Consider the following 15,383-nt stretch of genomic DNA (forward strand, 5'->3'; position numbering starts at 1 on the left):
GAAGGTCGTGGGTGGTCGTGGCCGACGACGCTTCGAGGGGGAGCAAGGCGGGCTACCCGGTGATCACGAGGTAGGCGGCACCGCCGGCTCCCGTGCCGAAGCGCGGGAGTGGCGGTCGCCCAACACCATGCCCATGGTCACGACGGTCAGTCCTTCCGATCGGGTGCGGTGTCGATCCTCGCACGACGCCGGTCGCGGCGACCCGTCGCGTCCGCAGAGCACCGGACCGGGATGGTCTACACGCGCAGGACGCGCGGCGGATCGGCCGGGCTGCCGACAGCGAATCAGGAGTTGTCCCAGGAGTCTTCGCGATGGAACGGCACGGCACGACCTGCTGCCGCGAGTGTGGTGGCGACGCGGTGGAGGAAGGCGCGGGCGCCCGGCGTGGTCGCGGCGGCGCCGATGCTGTCCACCGACCACGGTGTGCCGTTCGGTTCGCGGCGGTGCCGGTCGGGCGCCGGCGCGCGCTGCGGTGCGATCGATCGGGTCCCTGATACATCCATGGCAGCAAGTCTTCACAACACAACTTCCTGCCACGAGTGGCAGCGGTGCCATAGTGCGCAAATATCCGGCCAAGTACGTGAGCCGTCAGGCACGCGAGTCGTCGGCCACGCGAGTCATCGCCCGACGACGGCGGACAGCACCTCGGCGGCGACGCGATTCATGGGGGCGACCACCCGCCGGTGCACGAACCGGACCGGCCGCACGACGGCGAACCGCCACATCTCGGCCACCCACCGCAGCACGGGACCGACGATCACCCGGTACAGCAACCGGCACGGCCGCACCACCAGGACATCGACGATCGCCGTCGCCGCCCGCCACCCGAACCAGGCGACGGCCGCGACCGCGATCCACAGCGGACGCAGCACCCACCGCCAGAGCACCCGCAGCGGCCATTCCACGCACCACCGCCACAGCCGGCCCGCCACGACCGCGACCGCGTATCCGATCGGCCGCAGCACCCATCGCCACAGCAGGACCAGGCCCGGCCGCAGCACACGCCGCCACACCCACTCCTCGACGGCCCGGCGCAGCGGCCGCAGCAGGCGGTCCAGCAGGAACGCACCCAGTGGCGTGAGCACCATGCCCCACAGCACATGGTGCAGGGCCCACCCCCACACCGCGTCCTTCGCGAACAGCCACAGCGGGCGGACCACCCAGTACCAGATCACCCGGCCCACCGGCGCGATCAGCCGGTCCAGCAGATACCGGCAGGCGGCGCCCACCGCGCGCCCGCACAGCCGCGCACCCTCCCACAGCATCCGCACCGGCACCAGCAGCACCACCGCGATCATCCGCGCCAGCCATTCGCCGGGGGAGACCCGCCGCCTGTCGTCCGTCGTGTCCATCGAAACCTCCTGCCCGCGAGGATCTTCGCACCCCGGCAGCCCGACGCGCCCCGGTGAACCCACGCACCCGCCCTGAGTGGAAACACCCACGCCGGTGGCGCAGCCCACCCCGGCTCGCCCGGCGGCACCGACACGCCCGGCATAGGATCGGGCGATGAACTCCAGCGGCGCGCAGCCCCGGGCGATTCTCTACGCCCTGGCGGATTCGCGCCTGCCGATCGGCGGCCACGTGCACTCCGGCGGAGTGGAGGAGGCCGTCACCTCCGGTCTGGTTCGCGACCTCACGTCCGTGGAGGCGTATCTGCGCCGCCGGGTCGCCACCTCGGGCCTGGTGGCGGCGTCGCTCGCGGCGGCGGTGTGCGCCGGCGAGCTGACGCTGGGCCGGGCCGATGCCGAGGCCGACGCCCGGACGCTCGCACCCGCCGCCCGCGCCGCCTCCCGAGCGCAGGGGCGCGGGCTGCTGCGACTGGCCAAACAGGTGTGGCCACAGGCGGAGTGGCGGTCGCTGCCGTCGAAACCGCACCTGTCCACGGCCTTCGGCGCGGTGGGGCTCGCGTGCGGGGCCGCGCCCGCCGAGATCGCGGGCGTCGTCGTCTACACCACCCTGACCGGCGCCGCGACCGCGGCGCAACGCCTGCTGGCCCTCGACCCCGCCGACATCGCCGCGTGCACCGTCCGGCTGGCCCCGGTGTGCGATCGCACCGCCGCCGCGGCCGTCACCGGGCTCGCGGCCCTGTCCGACCCGCTGCAGGATGTGCTGGCCGAACGCCATCCGCGGCGGGACATGCCGCTGTTCGCCAGCTGATCCCGCCCGACCGAGAAGGAGAACCCGATGCCACCGCACCTGATCGACGGTGAACCCCACGACCACGCGCACGACCGTCCGAAGCGGCAGCGCACGCCGGGGGAGCCGCTGCGGATCGGCATCGGCGGACCGGTCGGGTCGGGCAAGACCGCCCTGGTCGCGGCGCTGTGCAGGCAACTGCGCGAGGAACTCTCGCTGGCCGTGCTCACCAACGACATCTACACCACCGAGGACGCCGACTTCCTGCGCAGGCACGCGGTGCTGCCCGACGAGCGCATCACCGCGGTGCAGACCGGCGGCTGCCCGCACACCGCCATCCGCGACGACATCACCGCCAACCTCGACGCCATCGACGACCTGATCGCCGCCAACCCGCCGCTGGATCTGATTCTGGTGGAATCCGGCGGCGACAACCTCACCGCCACGTTCTCCTCCGGGCTCATCGACGTGCAGATCTTCGTCATCGATGTGGCCGGCGGCGACAAGGTGCCCCGCAAGGGCGGCCCGGGCGTCACCTACTCCGACCTGCTCGTGGTCAACAAGACCGACCTCGCCCCGCTCGTCGGCGCCGACCTCGGGGTGATGGAGCGCGACGCCGCCAAGGTCCGCCAGGGCCGTCCCACCGCCCTGATCTCGCTCACCGACGACCCCGCCGCGACCCCGGTACTGGCCTGGGTCCGCGAGCAACTCGCCGCGATCGCCGAGGCGGACCGGCACGGCGCCGCATCCGGCATTGCCCACTGACGCCGAACCGGGCACGGACCGCCGCGGCCCCGGGCCCGGCCCGCTCGCCGCTCACCCGGTGCCGCGGCTGTCCGGTGGAGCGTCGGCACCGGCCGGAGCCGGTGCCTGCGACGGGCTGTCGTCCGACAGCGGCTCGCCGGTGCACACCCGGCTCCGCATCGTCGCCGAGGCGGGCACGTTGCCGCGCATCGAGGCCGGCGGCGGGTTGGCGGCACGCCGCACCGGCCCGGACACCGTCCACCTCATCGGCACCGCGGCGACTCCGCTGGGCGGTGACCACCTCGACATCACGGTCGTCGTCGGGCCGGGCGCGCGGCTCGCGGTGCGTGCGGTGGCCGCCGCCCTGGCACTGCCCGGGCGGGGCACCCCGGTGTCCACGGCGCACTGGCGATTCGAGGTCGCCGCGTACGGCGAACTGGACATCGAGACCCCGGCGATGATCGTCGCGGGCGGCGCCGAACACCGGACGGCGACGACCGCGCTGCTCGATCCGGACGCCCGGCTGCGGATGCGGGAACTCGTGCAGATCGGCCGCAGCGGCGAGCGGCACGGCCGGTGGCGCGGTGACCTGACCGCCGACCTCGGCGACCTGCCGCTGGTGCGGCATCGGATCGAGCTGGGCGAGCACACCGCCGTCGACGACGTCCTCACGGCGCCCCGTGCGCTGGTGAGCGAACTCCGCTACCCCGACGACCGTCCGGCCGCCACCCACGGCGTCGCGGCGGCGCGCCTGCCCCTGGCACCGGGCGGCAGCCTCTTCACCGGTCTCGGCGACCGGCTGGCGGACACCCCGACGCCCGAACGCCTCACGGACGCCGCGGCACTGCCGGCACAGTCGTCGCCGCGCCGGTGATGAACGACGAGCCGCCCCCCGCGCTCAGGAGGCGCGCTGATCCGCCGCCTTGCTCCCCGGTGCCCGCCCGGCCGCCGGTGGCGCACCCAGCGCCGCCGCCAGTTCGTCGGCGTCGGCCTGGTCCTCGTTGACCTGTTCCAAGGCGAGCCGCGCGAACACCCACTGCTCGGTGGCCGCCATCTGCCCGCGGCTGCGGCCGAGGAAGGTGACGAACCACTGGATGCAGGTGATGATGCGGCTGCGGTAGCCGATCAGGTAGTACAGGTGCAGGGCGAGCCAGGCCAACCAGGCGATGAACCCGCCGAACTCCAGCTTGCCGATCTGGCAGACGGCGCTGAACCGCGAGACGGTCGCCATGCTGCCCTTGTTGAAGTACTTGAACGGCTTGCGGTCCTCGGGCCGCTGGCCGTGCAGCCCGGCCTTGATCTGCTTGGCGGCGTAGGTGGCGCCCTGGATCGCGCCCTGCGCCTGGCCGGGCACGCCCGGCACCGACATCAGGTCGCCGACGACGAAGACGTTCGGATGACCCTTGATGGTGAGATCGGGCTCGACGATGACGCGACCGGCGCGGTCCACCTCGGTGCCCGCGGAGCGCTCGGCCAGCATCTTGCCCAGCGGGCTGGCCTGCACGCCCGCCGACCACACCTTGCACGAGGACTCGATGCGGCGGATGGTGCCGTCGGCGTCCTTGACCGTGACACCGTGCGCGTCGACATCGGTCACCATGGCGTTGAGCTGGATCTCCACGCCCATCCGTTCGAGCCTGCGCTGGGCCTTGCCGCCGAGCTTGGGACCCATCGGGCCGAGCACCGCGCCCGCACCCTCGATGAGGATGACGCGGGCGTCGCGCGGGTCGATGTTGTCGAAGGTGCCTTCCAGTGTGCGGTCGGCGAGTTCGGCGATCTGCCCGGCCAGTTCCACACCGGTGGGGCCGGCGCCGATGACGACGAAGGTGAGCAGCCGGTCGCGCATCTCCTGGGTGGTGGCCAGCTCCGCGCCCTCGAACGCGCCGAGGATGCGGCCGCGGAGCTCGAGGGCGTCGTCGATCGTCTTCATGCCGGGGGCGTAGGTGGCGAACTGGTCGTTGCCGAAATACGACTGCTGGGCGCCGGTGGCGACGATGAGGCTGTCGAACGGGGTGACCGTGTTCTGGTTGAGCAGCCGGGAGGTGACCGTCTTGGCCTCCAGGTCGATATCGATGACCTCGCCGAGCAGCACCCTCGCGTTCTTCTGCTTGCGCAGCACCAGGCGGGTCGCGGGAGCGATCTCACCGACCGAGAGGATGCCGGTGGCGACCTGGTAGAGCAGCGGCTGGAACAGGTGGGTGGAAGTCTTGGAGATCAGGGTGACGTCCACGTCGGCGCGCTTGAGGTGCTTGGTGCCGAACAGGCCGCCGAAGCCCGAGCCGATCACCACCACCTGATGACGACGGTTCTCGCCGGTCCGATTGCTCATCGTCGTGCTCCTCGACAGACCCGGGGCTCACCCCGCCAACGGTTCTCCTGACACGCACAACGGTAGTCGGCCGCTGTGCGGTCGTCACGACGAGGACGCACTACGGCGTGGTGCGTCGCGACCGCGGGCGGGCCGCCGCGCCCGGGCGGGCGCGGCGGCGGTCGGCCGGCGCGGCGCGAACGTCGCGCTCAGCGCCCCGCGAGCAGCAGTTTCGCCAGCTGGGTGTCGGTGTCGGCGCCCTCGGTGTAGCCGCCTTCGCCGCCCATCGACGTCATGATCGCCAGCGTGTAGCGCTCGCCCGGCCCGGCGAAGCCGACCGAGTTGACCACCCAGCCGCCCTGCTCTTCGGACCAGCCGTTCTTCAATCCCGGACGCATCGACTCGCCCGCGCCCCACACGCCCCAGTGCTGATTGGAGTCGACGGCCCGCATGCGGTCGAGCAGGTAGGCGCGATCGTCGGGGTGCATGACGTCGAGCACGTGGTTCATCATCCGGTCCAGATCGGCGGCGGTGCACTTCTGGAACGACCAGTCGGGGAACAGCGCGGTGCTGGTGGGTTGCGGCACCAGGCTCACCATGCCGTTGGCGCGGAAGGCGTTGTTGTAGGCCATCCGGTCCGGGCCCGCGTACTTGTTCCACAGCAGGTCGGTGGCGGCGTCGTTGGAGGTGGCGAGCATGGACTCGATGAGGCCGCGGTCCTCGGGGGTCAGCACGATCGCGCCGACGCGGGCGCGGTTGAGCAGGTCGGCGGCGATGGCCAGCTTGATGGTGGAGGCGGTCCACACCGAGTCCTCGGCGTGCTCGTTGGCGTACACCGCACCGGAGACGCGGTCGCGCAGCACGTAGCCGGTGACGCCGGGGCGGCCGGCGAGGTAGTCGTCGGCGGCCCGGATGCGGCTGCTCATGTCGCAGTCGAACCCGGCGAAGCAGCCGGCGGGGGCGGCATGCGCCGCGGGCGCGGTGACGCCGGGCAGCGGGGTGGGCGCGCCGGGCATCAGGATCGCCGCGGCGGCCAGGACAGAGGCGGTTGCGGCCACGCGGGGGACGGCCCCGGTGGCGGCCTTCGGATAACGCACGAGGGACGACATTGGCACACTACGGCTCAGGATGCACGTCTTGAGCTCACCGCGGTGATGTGTTAGGCGCTCGGCGACCCCGGTTGTGTTGGCCCGCAGGGTGTTTCGGCGTCAGTGAAAGGCGGCGCGCAGTTCCTCGACGGTGCGGCCGTTGAGCCGGTAGCAGTGCTCGAAAGCCTCGGAGTGCCGCTCGCGCGGCCAGGTGTGCAGCACGACGTCGCGGCCGTAGTGGCGGGAGTTGACCAGTTCCCAGCGGTCACCCACGCGGCGCACCGTGAACCCGTTTCTCGGGACCAAGGGAATGACCATCGAACCCATGAACGCGAACCAGCCTTTCGACATGAACTTTCCCGTTCCACCCCGTACCAGCTCCTCCCGGTTGAGCACTGTCGCACACAGGTCCGACACAGACGCGGTGACACGGCGAACTCGCGCGCCCGGGTGTGTTCCAATTCACTCCGCCTCGGCGGGCCGGGCGAGTTGCGCGCCGGTCGCTGGCGTATAAACGTGCAATGCCGCTGCACATCCGACGGGCCGAGCGCGCGGACATCCTGGCCGACGCGCTCGCCGCGCGATTGGCCGTGCCGCAGCCGGATCCGTTCGCGGCCGAGGTCGTCGCGGTGCCGGCCAAGGGGGTCGAGCGCTGGCTGACCCAGCGCCTGTCCGCGGTGCTCGGCGTGTCCGCGGGCGGACGCGACGGGGTCGCCGCCAACATCCGCTTCCCGTCACCCGCGGCGCTGGTCGCCGAGGCGCTGGCCGCCTGCACCGGCATCGCGCCCGAGGACGACCCGTGGGCGCACCAGCGGGTGGTGTGGACGCTGTTGCGGGTGATCGACCGCGCCGTCGCCGAGCCGTGGTGCGCGGTGCTGGCCCGCCACCTCGGCGCGCCCTCGCGCGGCCGCGACCACCGGATCGGCAGGCGCTATGCCACCGCCGCGCAGCTGGCCGCCCTGTTCGACAGCTACGCCGCGCAGCGTCCGGCCCTGCTGCTGGACTGGGCCGCCGGCGGTGACGGCGACGGCGCCGGCGGCGAGGTGCCCGCGGACCTGCGCTGGCAGCCGCGCCTGTGGCGGATGCTGCGCGCCGAGATCGGCAGCCCGAGCCCGGCCGAGCGGCTCGCCCCCGCGTGCGAGCGGCTGCGCGCCGAACCCGGCCTGCTGGACCTGCCCGAGCGGCTCTCGCTGTTCGGCGTCACGCGCCTGACCACCGATCAGCTCGCGGTACTCGACGCGGTGGGCGCGGGTCGCGAGGTCGACGTGTGGCTGGTGCATCCCAGTCCCGCGCTGTGGTCGGCCTTGGTCGGCCGCCCGCCCGCGCGTGCCCGCGCCGCCGACACCAGCGCGAGCGCCGTCCGGCATCCGCTGCTCACCGGGCTGGCTCGTGACGTCCGCGAACTCCAGCAGCGGCTGGCGGGCACCGGCGCGATCGACACCGGGCCGCTGTCGGCACCGGAAGCGCCGTCCCCGCAGCAGCTTTCGCTGCTGGCCGGCGTGCAGGCAGGCATCCGCGACGACGCGTGGCCGCCCGCGCGGCTGCCCGCCGACGGCACGGTGCAGGTGCACGCCTGCCACGGTCCCGCGCGCCAGGTGGAGGTGCTGCGCGACTGTCTGCTCGGCCTGTTCGCCGCCGATCCGACGCTGGAACCGCGCGACGTGCTGATCATGTGCCCGGAGGTCGAGGCGTACGCGCCGCTGGTGCGGGCGGCGTTCGGCGCCCGGGGCGGCGCCGACGAGGCCCCGGAGCCGGCCCACCCCGCACACCTGCTGCGGGTGCGCCTGGCCGACCGCGGCCGCGGTGTGACCAATCCACTGCTCGCCGTCGTGCAGACCCTGCTGGAGCTGGCGGACGGGCGCGTCACCGTGACGCAGGTGCTCGACCTCGCCGCCTCCGAAACCGTCCGCCGCCGGTGCGGGTTCGATGACGACGCCATCGAGCGGTTGCGCGAGTGGGCCGCCGCGGCGGGCGCGCGCTGGGGGATCGGGCAGCGGCAGCGGCAGGCGTTCGGCTTGGCCGACTTCGCCCAGAACACCCTCAACGGCGCCGTGGACCGCATCCTGCTCGGCGTCACCGCCGACGAATCCGGCGACGACTGGCTGGATCTCGCACTGCCGCTGGACGACGTGGACAGCAACGACGTCGATCTGGCCGGGCGCTTCGCCGAATTCGTCGACCGCCTCGCGGTGTGCCTGCGCGATCTGCGCGGCCCGCGCTCGGCCACCGAGTGGGCCCAGGTGCTCGGGCGGGCGCTGGAACTGCTCACCGACGTGCCCGACAGCCAGTCCTGGGTGCGCACCGAGGCACGTGCCGAGATCGCGGCCGCCACCGAGCACGCCGGGGATGTGCCGTTGCGGCTGGCCGACGTCGCGGTGCTGTTCGCCGATCGGCTGGCCGCCCGGCCCACACGCGCCAACTTCCGCACCGGGGAGCTGACGGTGTGCACGATGGTGCCGATGCGGTCGGTGCCGCACCGGGTGGTGGTGCTGCTCGGCCTGGACGACGACGTCTTCCCGCGTACCGGCGGCGTCGACGGCGACGACGTGCTCGCCCGGGAACCGCTGCTGGGCGAACGGGATCCGCGCAGCGAGGACCGCCAGCTGCTGCTGGACGCCGTGCTCGCGGCCCGCGAGCGGCTGCTGATCTTCCACACCGGCGCCGACCCGGTCACCGGCTCGCCGCGCCCGCCTGCGATCCCGGTCGCCGAACTGCTCGACGTGGTGCGTGCCCACGTCGGCGCCGACGCGATGGCGCAGGTGCTGACCCGGCACCCGTTGCAGAGCTTCGATCGCCGCAATTTCGACCCCGCCGCGCCGTTCAGCTTCGACACCGTCGCGCTGGCCGGGGCCCGCGCCGCCGCCCGGGTGCCCGAGCCGGCGCCGCCGTTCCTGCCCGAACCGCTGCCGCCCGCCGAGCGGGGCGATGTCGCACTCGCCGACCTCATCGCCTTCGCCGAGCACCCGGTGCGCGGATTCCTCTGGCAGCGACTGGGTTTGCGGGTTCCCGAGCACGAGGAGGACCTCGCCGACGCGTTGCCCATCGAGCTCGACGGCCTGGCCAAATGGGAACTGGGCGAACGGATGCTCGCGGCCCGGCTCACCGGCGCGGACCCGGCGGGACTGCGCGCCGCGGAGTGGCGGCGCGGCACCCTGCCGCCGTTCCGGCTCGGCGGTGCGGTGCTCGACGAGATCGAACACACGGTGGACACCCTGGTGCGGGTCGCGCAGCCGGATTACGCGGCCGCGCCGCGCGCGGTCGACATCGCCGTCGACCTCGGCGACGGCCGCCGGTTGACCGGCACGGTGCCGGAGGTCCGCGGGGAGACGCTGGTGCGCACCACGTTCTCGCGGGTCGCGGCCAAGCACCGGATCGGGGCGTGGGTGGCGCTGCTGGCGTTGGCCGCCACCGAGGATCGGTCCTGGCGCGCCGTCACCACCGGCCGGGGGAAGTTCCGTCGCCCGGCGTGGCGCTGTGAGCTCACCGCACCGGACCGCCCGGCGGCCGTCGCGGTGCTGCGCGACCTGGTGCGCCTGCGCGACGAGGGACTCACCGAGCCGCTGCCGATCGCGCCCGCGTCCTCGGCCGCCTACGCCGAACGCCGGGTGCGCGGCGGCTCGGCCGAGGACGCCTTCGCCGCGGCCGAGCGCGAATTCGACGGCGGCCCCAACGGTCCCGACAAATTCGGCGAACACACCGACCGGCACCTGCGGTACGTGTGGGGCACCGCCCCGCGCCTGGACCACCTCGCCGCCGCCCCCGCGCCCGCGGGCTCGCCCGGTGAGCCGACGCGCTTCGGCGCGTTGGCCGTGCGGCTGTGGACCCCGCTGTTGGCCGCCGAGACCCAGGGGCAACCGTGAGCACACCGTTCGCGCTCGACCACGCGCCCGTCACCCCCGAGACCTTCGACCCGTGCGGCCCGCTGCCGCGGGGCACCACGGTGCTCGAGGCCAGCGCGGGCACCGGGAAGACGCACGCCATCGTCGGCCTCGCCGTGCGCTACGTGGCCGAGGCGGGGGTACGCATCGCCGAGTTGCTGCTGGTCACCTTCAGCCGGGCCGCCACCCAGGAGCTGCGCGAACGCGCCCGCGACCGGTTCGTCGCGGTGGCCGCCGCGTTGGCCGACCCGGACTCGGCCCGGGCGGCGGGCGACGAGCTGATCGCCCATCTCGCCGCCGCCGACGACACCGAGGTCGCGCTGCGCCGCGCCCGCCTGCTCACGGCCCTGTCCGACTTCGACGCGGGCACCATCGCCACCACGCACAGCTTCTGCCAGCGGATGCTCGACGAACTCGGTCTCGCCGGCGAGCGCGACACCGCGGCCCGGCTGGTGGAGACGGTCGACGATCTGGTCGTCACCGTGGCCGACGACCTGTACCTGCACCGCTACGCACGCGCGCAGCCGCCGTTCGGGCGCAAGGAGGCGCACACGCTGGCGCTGGCCGCGGTCCGGGACCGGCACGCCCGGCTGGTGCCCGACGACGAGGACGAACCGGGCGAGCGGGTGGCCTTCGCCGCCGCGGTGCGCGCCGAGACCGAACGCCGCAAGCGGCTGGCCGGGCTGCGCGACTTCGACGATCTGCTGGTGCTGTTGCACGACGTACTGGCCGACCCCGACCACGGCGAGGGCGCCTGCGCCCGCGTCCGGGCCCGCTACCGGGTCGCGCTGGTCGACGAGTTCCAGGACACCGACCCGCTGCAGTGGGACATCCTGCGCCGCTCCTTCCACGGCCACACCACCCTCGTACTGGTCGGCGACCCCAAGCAGGCCATCTACGCGTTCCGTGGCGCGGAGGTGCTCAGCTACCTCGACGCGGTCGCGCACGCCGACAGCCGCAAGGAACTCACCAGGAACTGGCGCAGCGACGCGGGCCTGCTGCGCGCCCTGGACCATCTGCAGGGTGGCGCCGCGCTCGGACATCCCGAGATCAGCGTGTACCCGGTCGAGGCGACACGGCCGTGGAGCAGGCTGTCCGGCCCGGCCGAACTGATCACCCCGCTGCGGCTGCGCTGCCTGCCGCGCACGGGCGCGGGCCCACTCAACAAGTCGGGCTTTCCGGCGGTCGGGCGGCAGCGGGCCAAGGTCGCCGACGATCTCGCCGCCGACCTGGTGCGACTACTCGAATCCGGCGCCGAGGTGACCGACGGGCACGGCGCCGGGGCGGTCCGGCGGCCGGTCGCGGCGGGCGACATCGCCGTGCTCGTGCGCACCCGCACGCAGATCGATGTGGTGCGCGCGGCCCTGGACCGGGTCGGTGTCGCCTCGGTCCTGGCCGGTGGCACCAGCGTGTTCGGCACGCCGAGCGCCACGCACTGGCTGTGGGTGCTGCGCGCGCTCGAACAGCCGCACCGCTCCGACCGGGTCCGGCTGGCCGCCGCCACCCCGATCCTGGGGTACCCGCCGGCCGAGATCGACCGGGGCGGAGCCGATCTCGTCGGGCGGGTGAGCGCGCAGTTGCGCGACGCGGCCCGGCTGTTCGCGCGCGCCGGGTTCGCCGCGGTGTACGAGCGTCTCGCCGCGCAGGCGCGTCTCGCGCCCCGGCTGCTCGGCATCGAGAACGGTGAACGCACCCTCACCGACCTGCGCCACATCGCCCAGCTGCTCGACCAGGTGGCCCTCGCCGACGGACTCGGCCTGACCGCGCTGACCCGCTGGCTCGCCGACCGGGTGCGCGACCCCGCCTCCGGCGCGGTCGCCGATCGTTCCCGGCGGCTGGACCGAGACGCGGCCGCCGTGCAGATCGCCACCGTGCACGCCAGCAAGGGACTCGAATTCCCCATCGTGTACCTGCCGTTCGCGTGGGACAACGCCAAGAATCCCTATCCCGGCTCGCTGCTGTTCCACGACGACGACGGCACCCGGGTGCTCGACGTCGGCGGCCCCGACGCGCCCGGCTACGCCCAGCGCAAACTGCGCTGCGAGGCCGAGGAGGCCGGGGAGGAACTGCGCTTGCTCTACGTCGCGCTCACCCGCGCCAAATGCCAGGTCGTCGCCTGGTGGGCGCCCGCGCACAGCACCGCCGCCGCACCGCTGCACCGGATGATCCTCGGCCGTCCCGAGGGCGGCCCGCACGTGCCCGACCGGGCGCCGGTGCCCGCCGACACCGCGGCCGTCCCGATGTTCACCGCCTGGGCCGAGCCCGCGGGCGCGGCGATCTCGGTGACCGCGGTGGACACCGCCGAGGCCGTCGAGATCCGCCGCGTGCGTGTCGAACCCGTCACCGGGGAGCTGGCCGCGGCCCGGTTCGACCGGTCGCTGGACCTGCTGTGGCGGCGCACCTCCTACTCGGCGCTGACCGCGGGCGCGCACGACCTGGTCACCGACGCCGAGCCCGAGGACGTGCGCGGCCCCGGCGACGAACCCGAGACCCCGGCACTGCTCAGCGACGAGCCCGCCGCCACCGCCGCGCCCTCGCTGATGAACGACCTGCCCTACGGCGCGGAATTCGGCACGCTCGTACACGGGGTGCTCGAGCGCATCGACACCGACGCACCGGATCTGGCCACCGAGGTGCGCACCCGCTGCCGGGAGGCGGCGGCCGAACTGCTCGCCGACCTCGACCACGGCGTCCTGGCCACCGCGCTGCTCGCCGTGCTGCGCACCCCGCTCGGCTTCGGCACCCTGGCCGACATCGCCGCCCGGGACCGGTTGAGCGAGTTGGAGTTCGAGCTCCCGCTCGGCGGCGGTGACACCCCCGCGGCCCGGGCCGCCACCCTCGGCGCGATCGCCGAACTCGTGCGCGCCCACCTCGGCCCGGCCGACGACCTGTCGGGCTACCCGGACCTGCTGGCCGGGCTCGACGACGTCACCCTGCGCGGGTATCTGACCGGCAGCATCGACGCGGTGCTGCGGCTGCCCGGCCCGAAATTCGTGGTCGTCGACTACAAGACGAACCGGCTCGGCACCGGCGACCTCACCGTCGGCCACTACACCCGCGAGCGAATGGCCGCGGAGATGCTGCGCTCGCACTACCCGCTGCAGGCGCTGCTGTATTCGGTGGCGCTGCACCGGTATCTGCGCTGGCGGCTGCCCGGCTACGACCCCGCGCGCCACCTCGGCGGCTGCCGCTACCTGTTCGTGCGCGGCATGATCGGACCCGAGACGCCGCCCGGCCACGGCGTGTTCGACTGGGACCCGCCCGTGCCGCTGGTGCTCGCGCTCTCGGATCTGCTCGCGGGCGCCGAGGAGGACCGGTGACCTCGATCCAGCTGGCGCAGCGCGGCACCGGACTGCTGCGCACCTTCAACGAGGCCGGGGTGCTCTCGGCCGCCGACGTGCACGTGGCGGTGCGGCTCGGCAGGCTCGGCCGCGAGGAATCCGAGCTGGTGCTGTTCGCGGCCGCGCTGGCGGTGCGGGCGGTGCGGTCGGGGTCGGTGTGCCTGGAGCTGCACCGGATGCGCGAGATCGGGGTGGACGCCGACGAGAGCTGGGACGCGGGCACCGGCATCGACCCGGCCACCCTGCCCTGGCCGGACGTCGAGGCCGTGATCGCCGCGCTGCGGGTGAGCCCGCTGGTGTGCGGTGGTCCGGCCGGCCCGCTGTGCCCGCTGCGGGTCGTACCCGGCGACGACGGCCCGCTGCTGTACCTGGACCGGTACTTCCGGCAGGAGCAGACCATCCGGCGCGTACTCACCGAACGCGCCGCGAGCCACCCCCCGGTCGACGCCGCGATCGTCCGCCGCGAACTCGACCGGCTGTTCGGCGCCGACCACGACGGCGCGCCCGATCGGCAGCGGCTGGCGGCCGCCCTGGCCGCCACGCACTGGACGACGGTGGTCGCCGGCGGGCCTGGCACCGGCAAGACCCACACCATCGCCCGCATCCTCGCGCTGCTCGACGCCCACCGCCGCGCCGACCCCAAGGCGCCGCCGCTGCGCATCGCCCTGGCCGCCCCCACCGGCAAGGCCGCCGCCCGGCTGCAGGAGGCGGTGCGCGAACAGGCAGGCGAGCTCGGCCTGCCCGAGCTGTCCGCCGCCACCCTGCACCGGTTGCTCGGCTGGCAACGCGGCCGTCGAACCCGCTTCCGCCACAACGAATTCAACCGCCTGCCCTACGACGTGATCGTGGTCGACGAGACCTCGATGGTGTCGCTGACCATGATGAGCAGCCTGCTCGCCGCGCTACGGCCGGACACCCGGCTGGTACTCGTCGGCGACCCGGACCAGCTGGCGTCGGTCGACGCGGGCGCGGTGCTCGCCGACCTCGTCGCCGGGCCGGTGCTCGGCACCCCCAACCCGGAGCTGGACCGCATCCTCGGCGGCCCCCCGCCCGACCTCGCCGCGCATCCGGAGGGCCTGACCGCGTTGGAGCGCACGCGGCTGCGCGGCGGCATCGTCCGGCTCACCCGCGGGCGCCGATTCGGTGGCCGCATCGCCGAACTCGCCGTGGCGGTGCGCGCCGGCGACGCCGACCGCGCACTCGACCTGCTGCACACCGGCGGCGACGACCTGTCGTTGTGCGCGCCCGACGACGTCGCCGCCGTCCGCGCCGACGTGGTGCGCGCCGCCCGGACCGTCACGGCCGCCGCGCAGGCCGGGGACGCGACCGGCGCGCTGACCGCCTTGGAATCGCATCGGCTGTTGTGCGCGCACCGGCAGGGCCCGTTCGGTGTGGAACGCTGGGACCGGCTCGCGGGGGAGTGGGCCGCCGCGGCGGGCGCGGGCCCGGACTCCGCGCAGTCGTCCTGGTATCCGGGCCAGCCGTTGCTCGTCACCGCCAACGACCACGAGGCCCGCATCTACAACGGCGACACCGGGGTGATCGTCGCCATGCCCGACGGCTCGCTGCGGGCGGCCCTGCAACGCGGCAGCGAGCCCTACCTGGTCCACCCCACCCAGTTCCCAGCGGTGGTGACCGTGTTCGCGATGACCATCCACCGCAGCCAGGGCAGCCAGTACGACACCGTCTCCATCGTGCTGCCCGAACCCGAATCCACCCTGCTCACCCGCGAACTGCTCTACACCGCGATCACCCGGGCGCGCGGGCACGTCCGCGTCATCGGGACCGAGGAGTCGATCCGGGCGGCGGTGGGGCGGCGCGTGTTGCGGGCGAGCGGGCTGTCGCGGCCCGCGGGCGGATGAGCGGCGCCGAGCGCTCCGCGGCTCGG

Annotated in this window: 11 protein-coding genes; 6 read left to right on the plus strand and 5 right to left on the minus strand. The window is 74.0% G+C overall.

All coding sequences use genetic code 11. From position 1 onward, the window contains the following. Nucleotides 1–284: 284 nt before the first annotated feature. Both CRM89_RS30320 and CRM89_RS05670 read right to left on the minus strand, forming a co-directional pair. Complete coding sequence (locus CRM89_RS30320; RefSeq protein WP_127516069.1) at nt 285–503, minus strand: hypothetical protein; 219 nt, start codon at nt 501–503, stop codon at nt 285–287. Nucleotides 504–617: 114 nt separating this feature from the next. Continuing rightward, a complete protein-coding gene (locus tag CRM89_RS05670; RefSeq protein ID WP_098083405.1) occupies nt 618–1,352 on the minus strand; it encodes a hypothetical protein in 735 nt (244 codons plus the stop codon). Nucleotides 1,353–1,506: 154 nt separating this feature from the next. On the opposite strand from CRM89_RS05670, the gene CRM89_RS05675 reads away from it, so the two are divergent. The 3 genes from CRM89_RS05675 to CRM89_RS05685 all read left to right on the plus strand — a co-directional run bounded on the left by CRM89_RS05675 (nt 1,507) and on the right by CRM89_RS05685 (nt 3,754). After that, the gene (locus tag CRM89_RS05675; RefSeq protein ID WP_098083406.1) at nt 1,507–2,157 is read left to right on the plus strand and encodes an urease accessory protein UreF; all 651 of its coding nucleotides are present in this window, start codon (nt 1,507–1,509) and stop codon (nt 2,155–2,157) included. A gap of 27 nt (nt 2,158–2,184) precedes the next feature. Further along, nucleotides 2,185–2,901 (plus strand): urease accessory protein UreG, encoded by a 717-nt coding sequence (gene ureG / locus CRM89_RS05680; protein WP_060591580.1) that lies wholly within the window; start codon nt 2,185–2,187, stop codon nt 2,899–2,901. A gap of 139 nt (nt 2,902–3,040) precedes the next feature. Then, a complete protein-coding gene (locus tag CRM89_RS05685) occupies nt 3,041–3,754 on the plus strand; it encodes an urease accessory protein UreD (protein WP_195039540.1) in 714 nt (237 codons plus the stop codon). Nucleotides 3,755–3,778: 24 nt separating this feature from the next. Here the strand turns inward: CRM89_RS05685 and CRM89_RS05690 are convergent, their stop codons facing one another. From CRM89_RS05690 to CRM89_RS05700, 3 genes are all read right to left on the minus strand, one after another. Next, complete coding sequence (locus CRM89_RS05690) at nt 3,779–5,209, minus strand: NAD(P)/FAD-dependent oxidoreductase (protein WP_011209074.1); 1,431 nt, start codon at nt 5,207–5,209, stop codon at nt 3,779–3,781. Between the two features lie 188 nt (nt 5,210–5,397). Next, nucleotides 5,398–6,297 carry a serine hydrolase gene (locus CRM89_RS05695; protein WP_011209075.1) on the minus strand — a complete coding sequence of 300 codons (900 nt, stop codon included), beginning with the start codon at nt 6,295–6,297 and terminating at the stop codon, nt 5,398–5,400. Nucleotides 6,298–6,396: 99 nt separating this feature from the next. Continuing rightward, the gene (locus CRM89_RS05700) at nt 6,397–6,549 is read right to left on the minus strand and encodes a hypothetical protein (RefSeq protein ID WP_228788317.1); all 153 of its coding nucleotides are present in this window, start codon (nt 6,547–6,549) and stop codon (nt 6,397–6,399) included. 248 nt (nt 6,550–6,797) lie between these two features. Between CRM89_RS05700 and recC the strand changes: the two genes are divergently transcribed. From recC to recD, 3 genes are read left to right on the plus strand one after another with little or no spacing between them, the layout of a single operon-like run. Further along, on the plus strand, nt 6,798–10,136 hold the full coding sequence (gene recC / locus CRM89_RS05705; protein WP_098083407.1) for an exodeoxyribonuclease V subunit gamma: 3,339 nt from the start codon (nt 6,798–6,800) through the stop codon (nt 10,134–10,136). Continuing rightward, entirely contained in the window at nt 10,133–13,474 is a 3,342-nt protein-coding gene (locus CRM89_RS05710) for a UvrD-helicase domain-containing protein (protein WP_098083408.1), read from the plus strand. Before recC ends, CRM89_RS05710 begins: the two co-directional genes overlap by 4 nt. Beyond that, nucleotides 13,471–15,357, plus strand: a complete 1,887-nt coding sequence (gene recD / locus CRM89_RS05715; RefSeq protein ID WP_098083409.1) for an exodeoxyribonuclease V subunit alpha — start codon at nt 13,471–13,473, stop codon at nt 15,355–15,357. The genes CRM89_RS05710 and recD overlap by 4 nt, the downstream gene beginning before the upstream one ends. The last annotated feature ends 26 nt before the right edge of the window (nt 15,358–15,383 follow it).

The organism is Nocardia sp. FDAARGOS_372 (assembly GCF_002554515.1).
In the GTDB taxonomy this organism is placed as follows: Bacteria; Actinomycetota; Actinomycetes; order Mycobacteriales; family Mycobacteriaceae; genus Nocardia; species Nocardia farcinica.

Bases quoted from the DNA above. Each gene is read 5' to 3' on its own strand.
- CRM89_RS05695 (WP_011209075.1), bottom strand. From the start codon at position 6,297: ATGTCGTCCCTCGTGCGTTATCCGAAGGCCGCCACCGGGGCCGTCCCC.
- ureG (WP_060591580.1), top strand. From the start codon at position 2,185: ATGCCACCGCACCTGATCGACGGTGAACCCCACGACCACGCGCACGAC.
- CRM89_RS05690 (WP_011209074.1), bottom strand. From the start codon at position 5,209: ATGAGCAATCGGACCGGCGAGAACCGTCGTCATCAGGTGGTGGTGATC.
- CRM89_RS05670 (WP_098083405.1), bottom strand. From the start codon at position 1,352: ATGGACACGACGGACGACAGGCGGCGGGTCTCCCCCGGCGAATGGCTG.
- recC (WP_098083407.1), top strand. From the start codon at position 6,798: ATGCCGCTGCACATCCGACGGGCCGAGCGCGCGGACATCCTGGCCGAC.
- CRM89_RS30320 (WP_127516069.1), bottom strand. From the start codon at position 503: ATGGATGTATCAGGGACCCGATCGATCGCACCGCAGCGCGCGCCGGCG.
- CRM89_RS05675 (WP_098083406.1), top strand. From the start codon at position 1,507: ATGAACTCCAGCGGCGCGCAGCCCCGGGCGATTCTCTACGCCCTGGCG.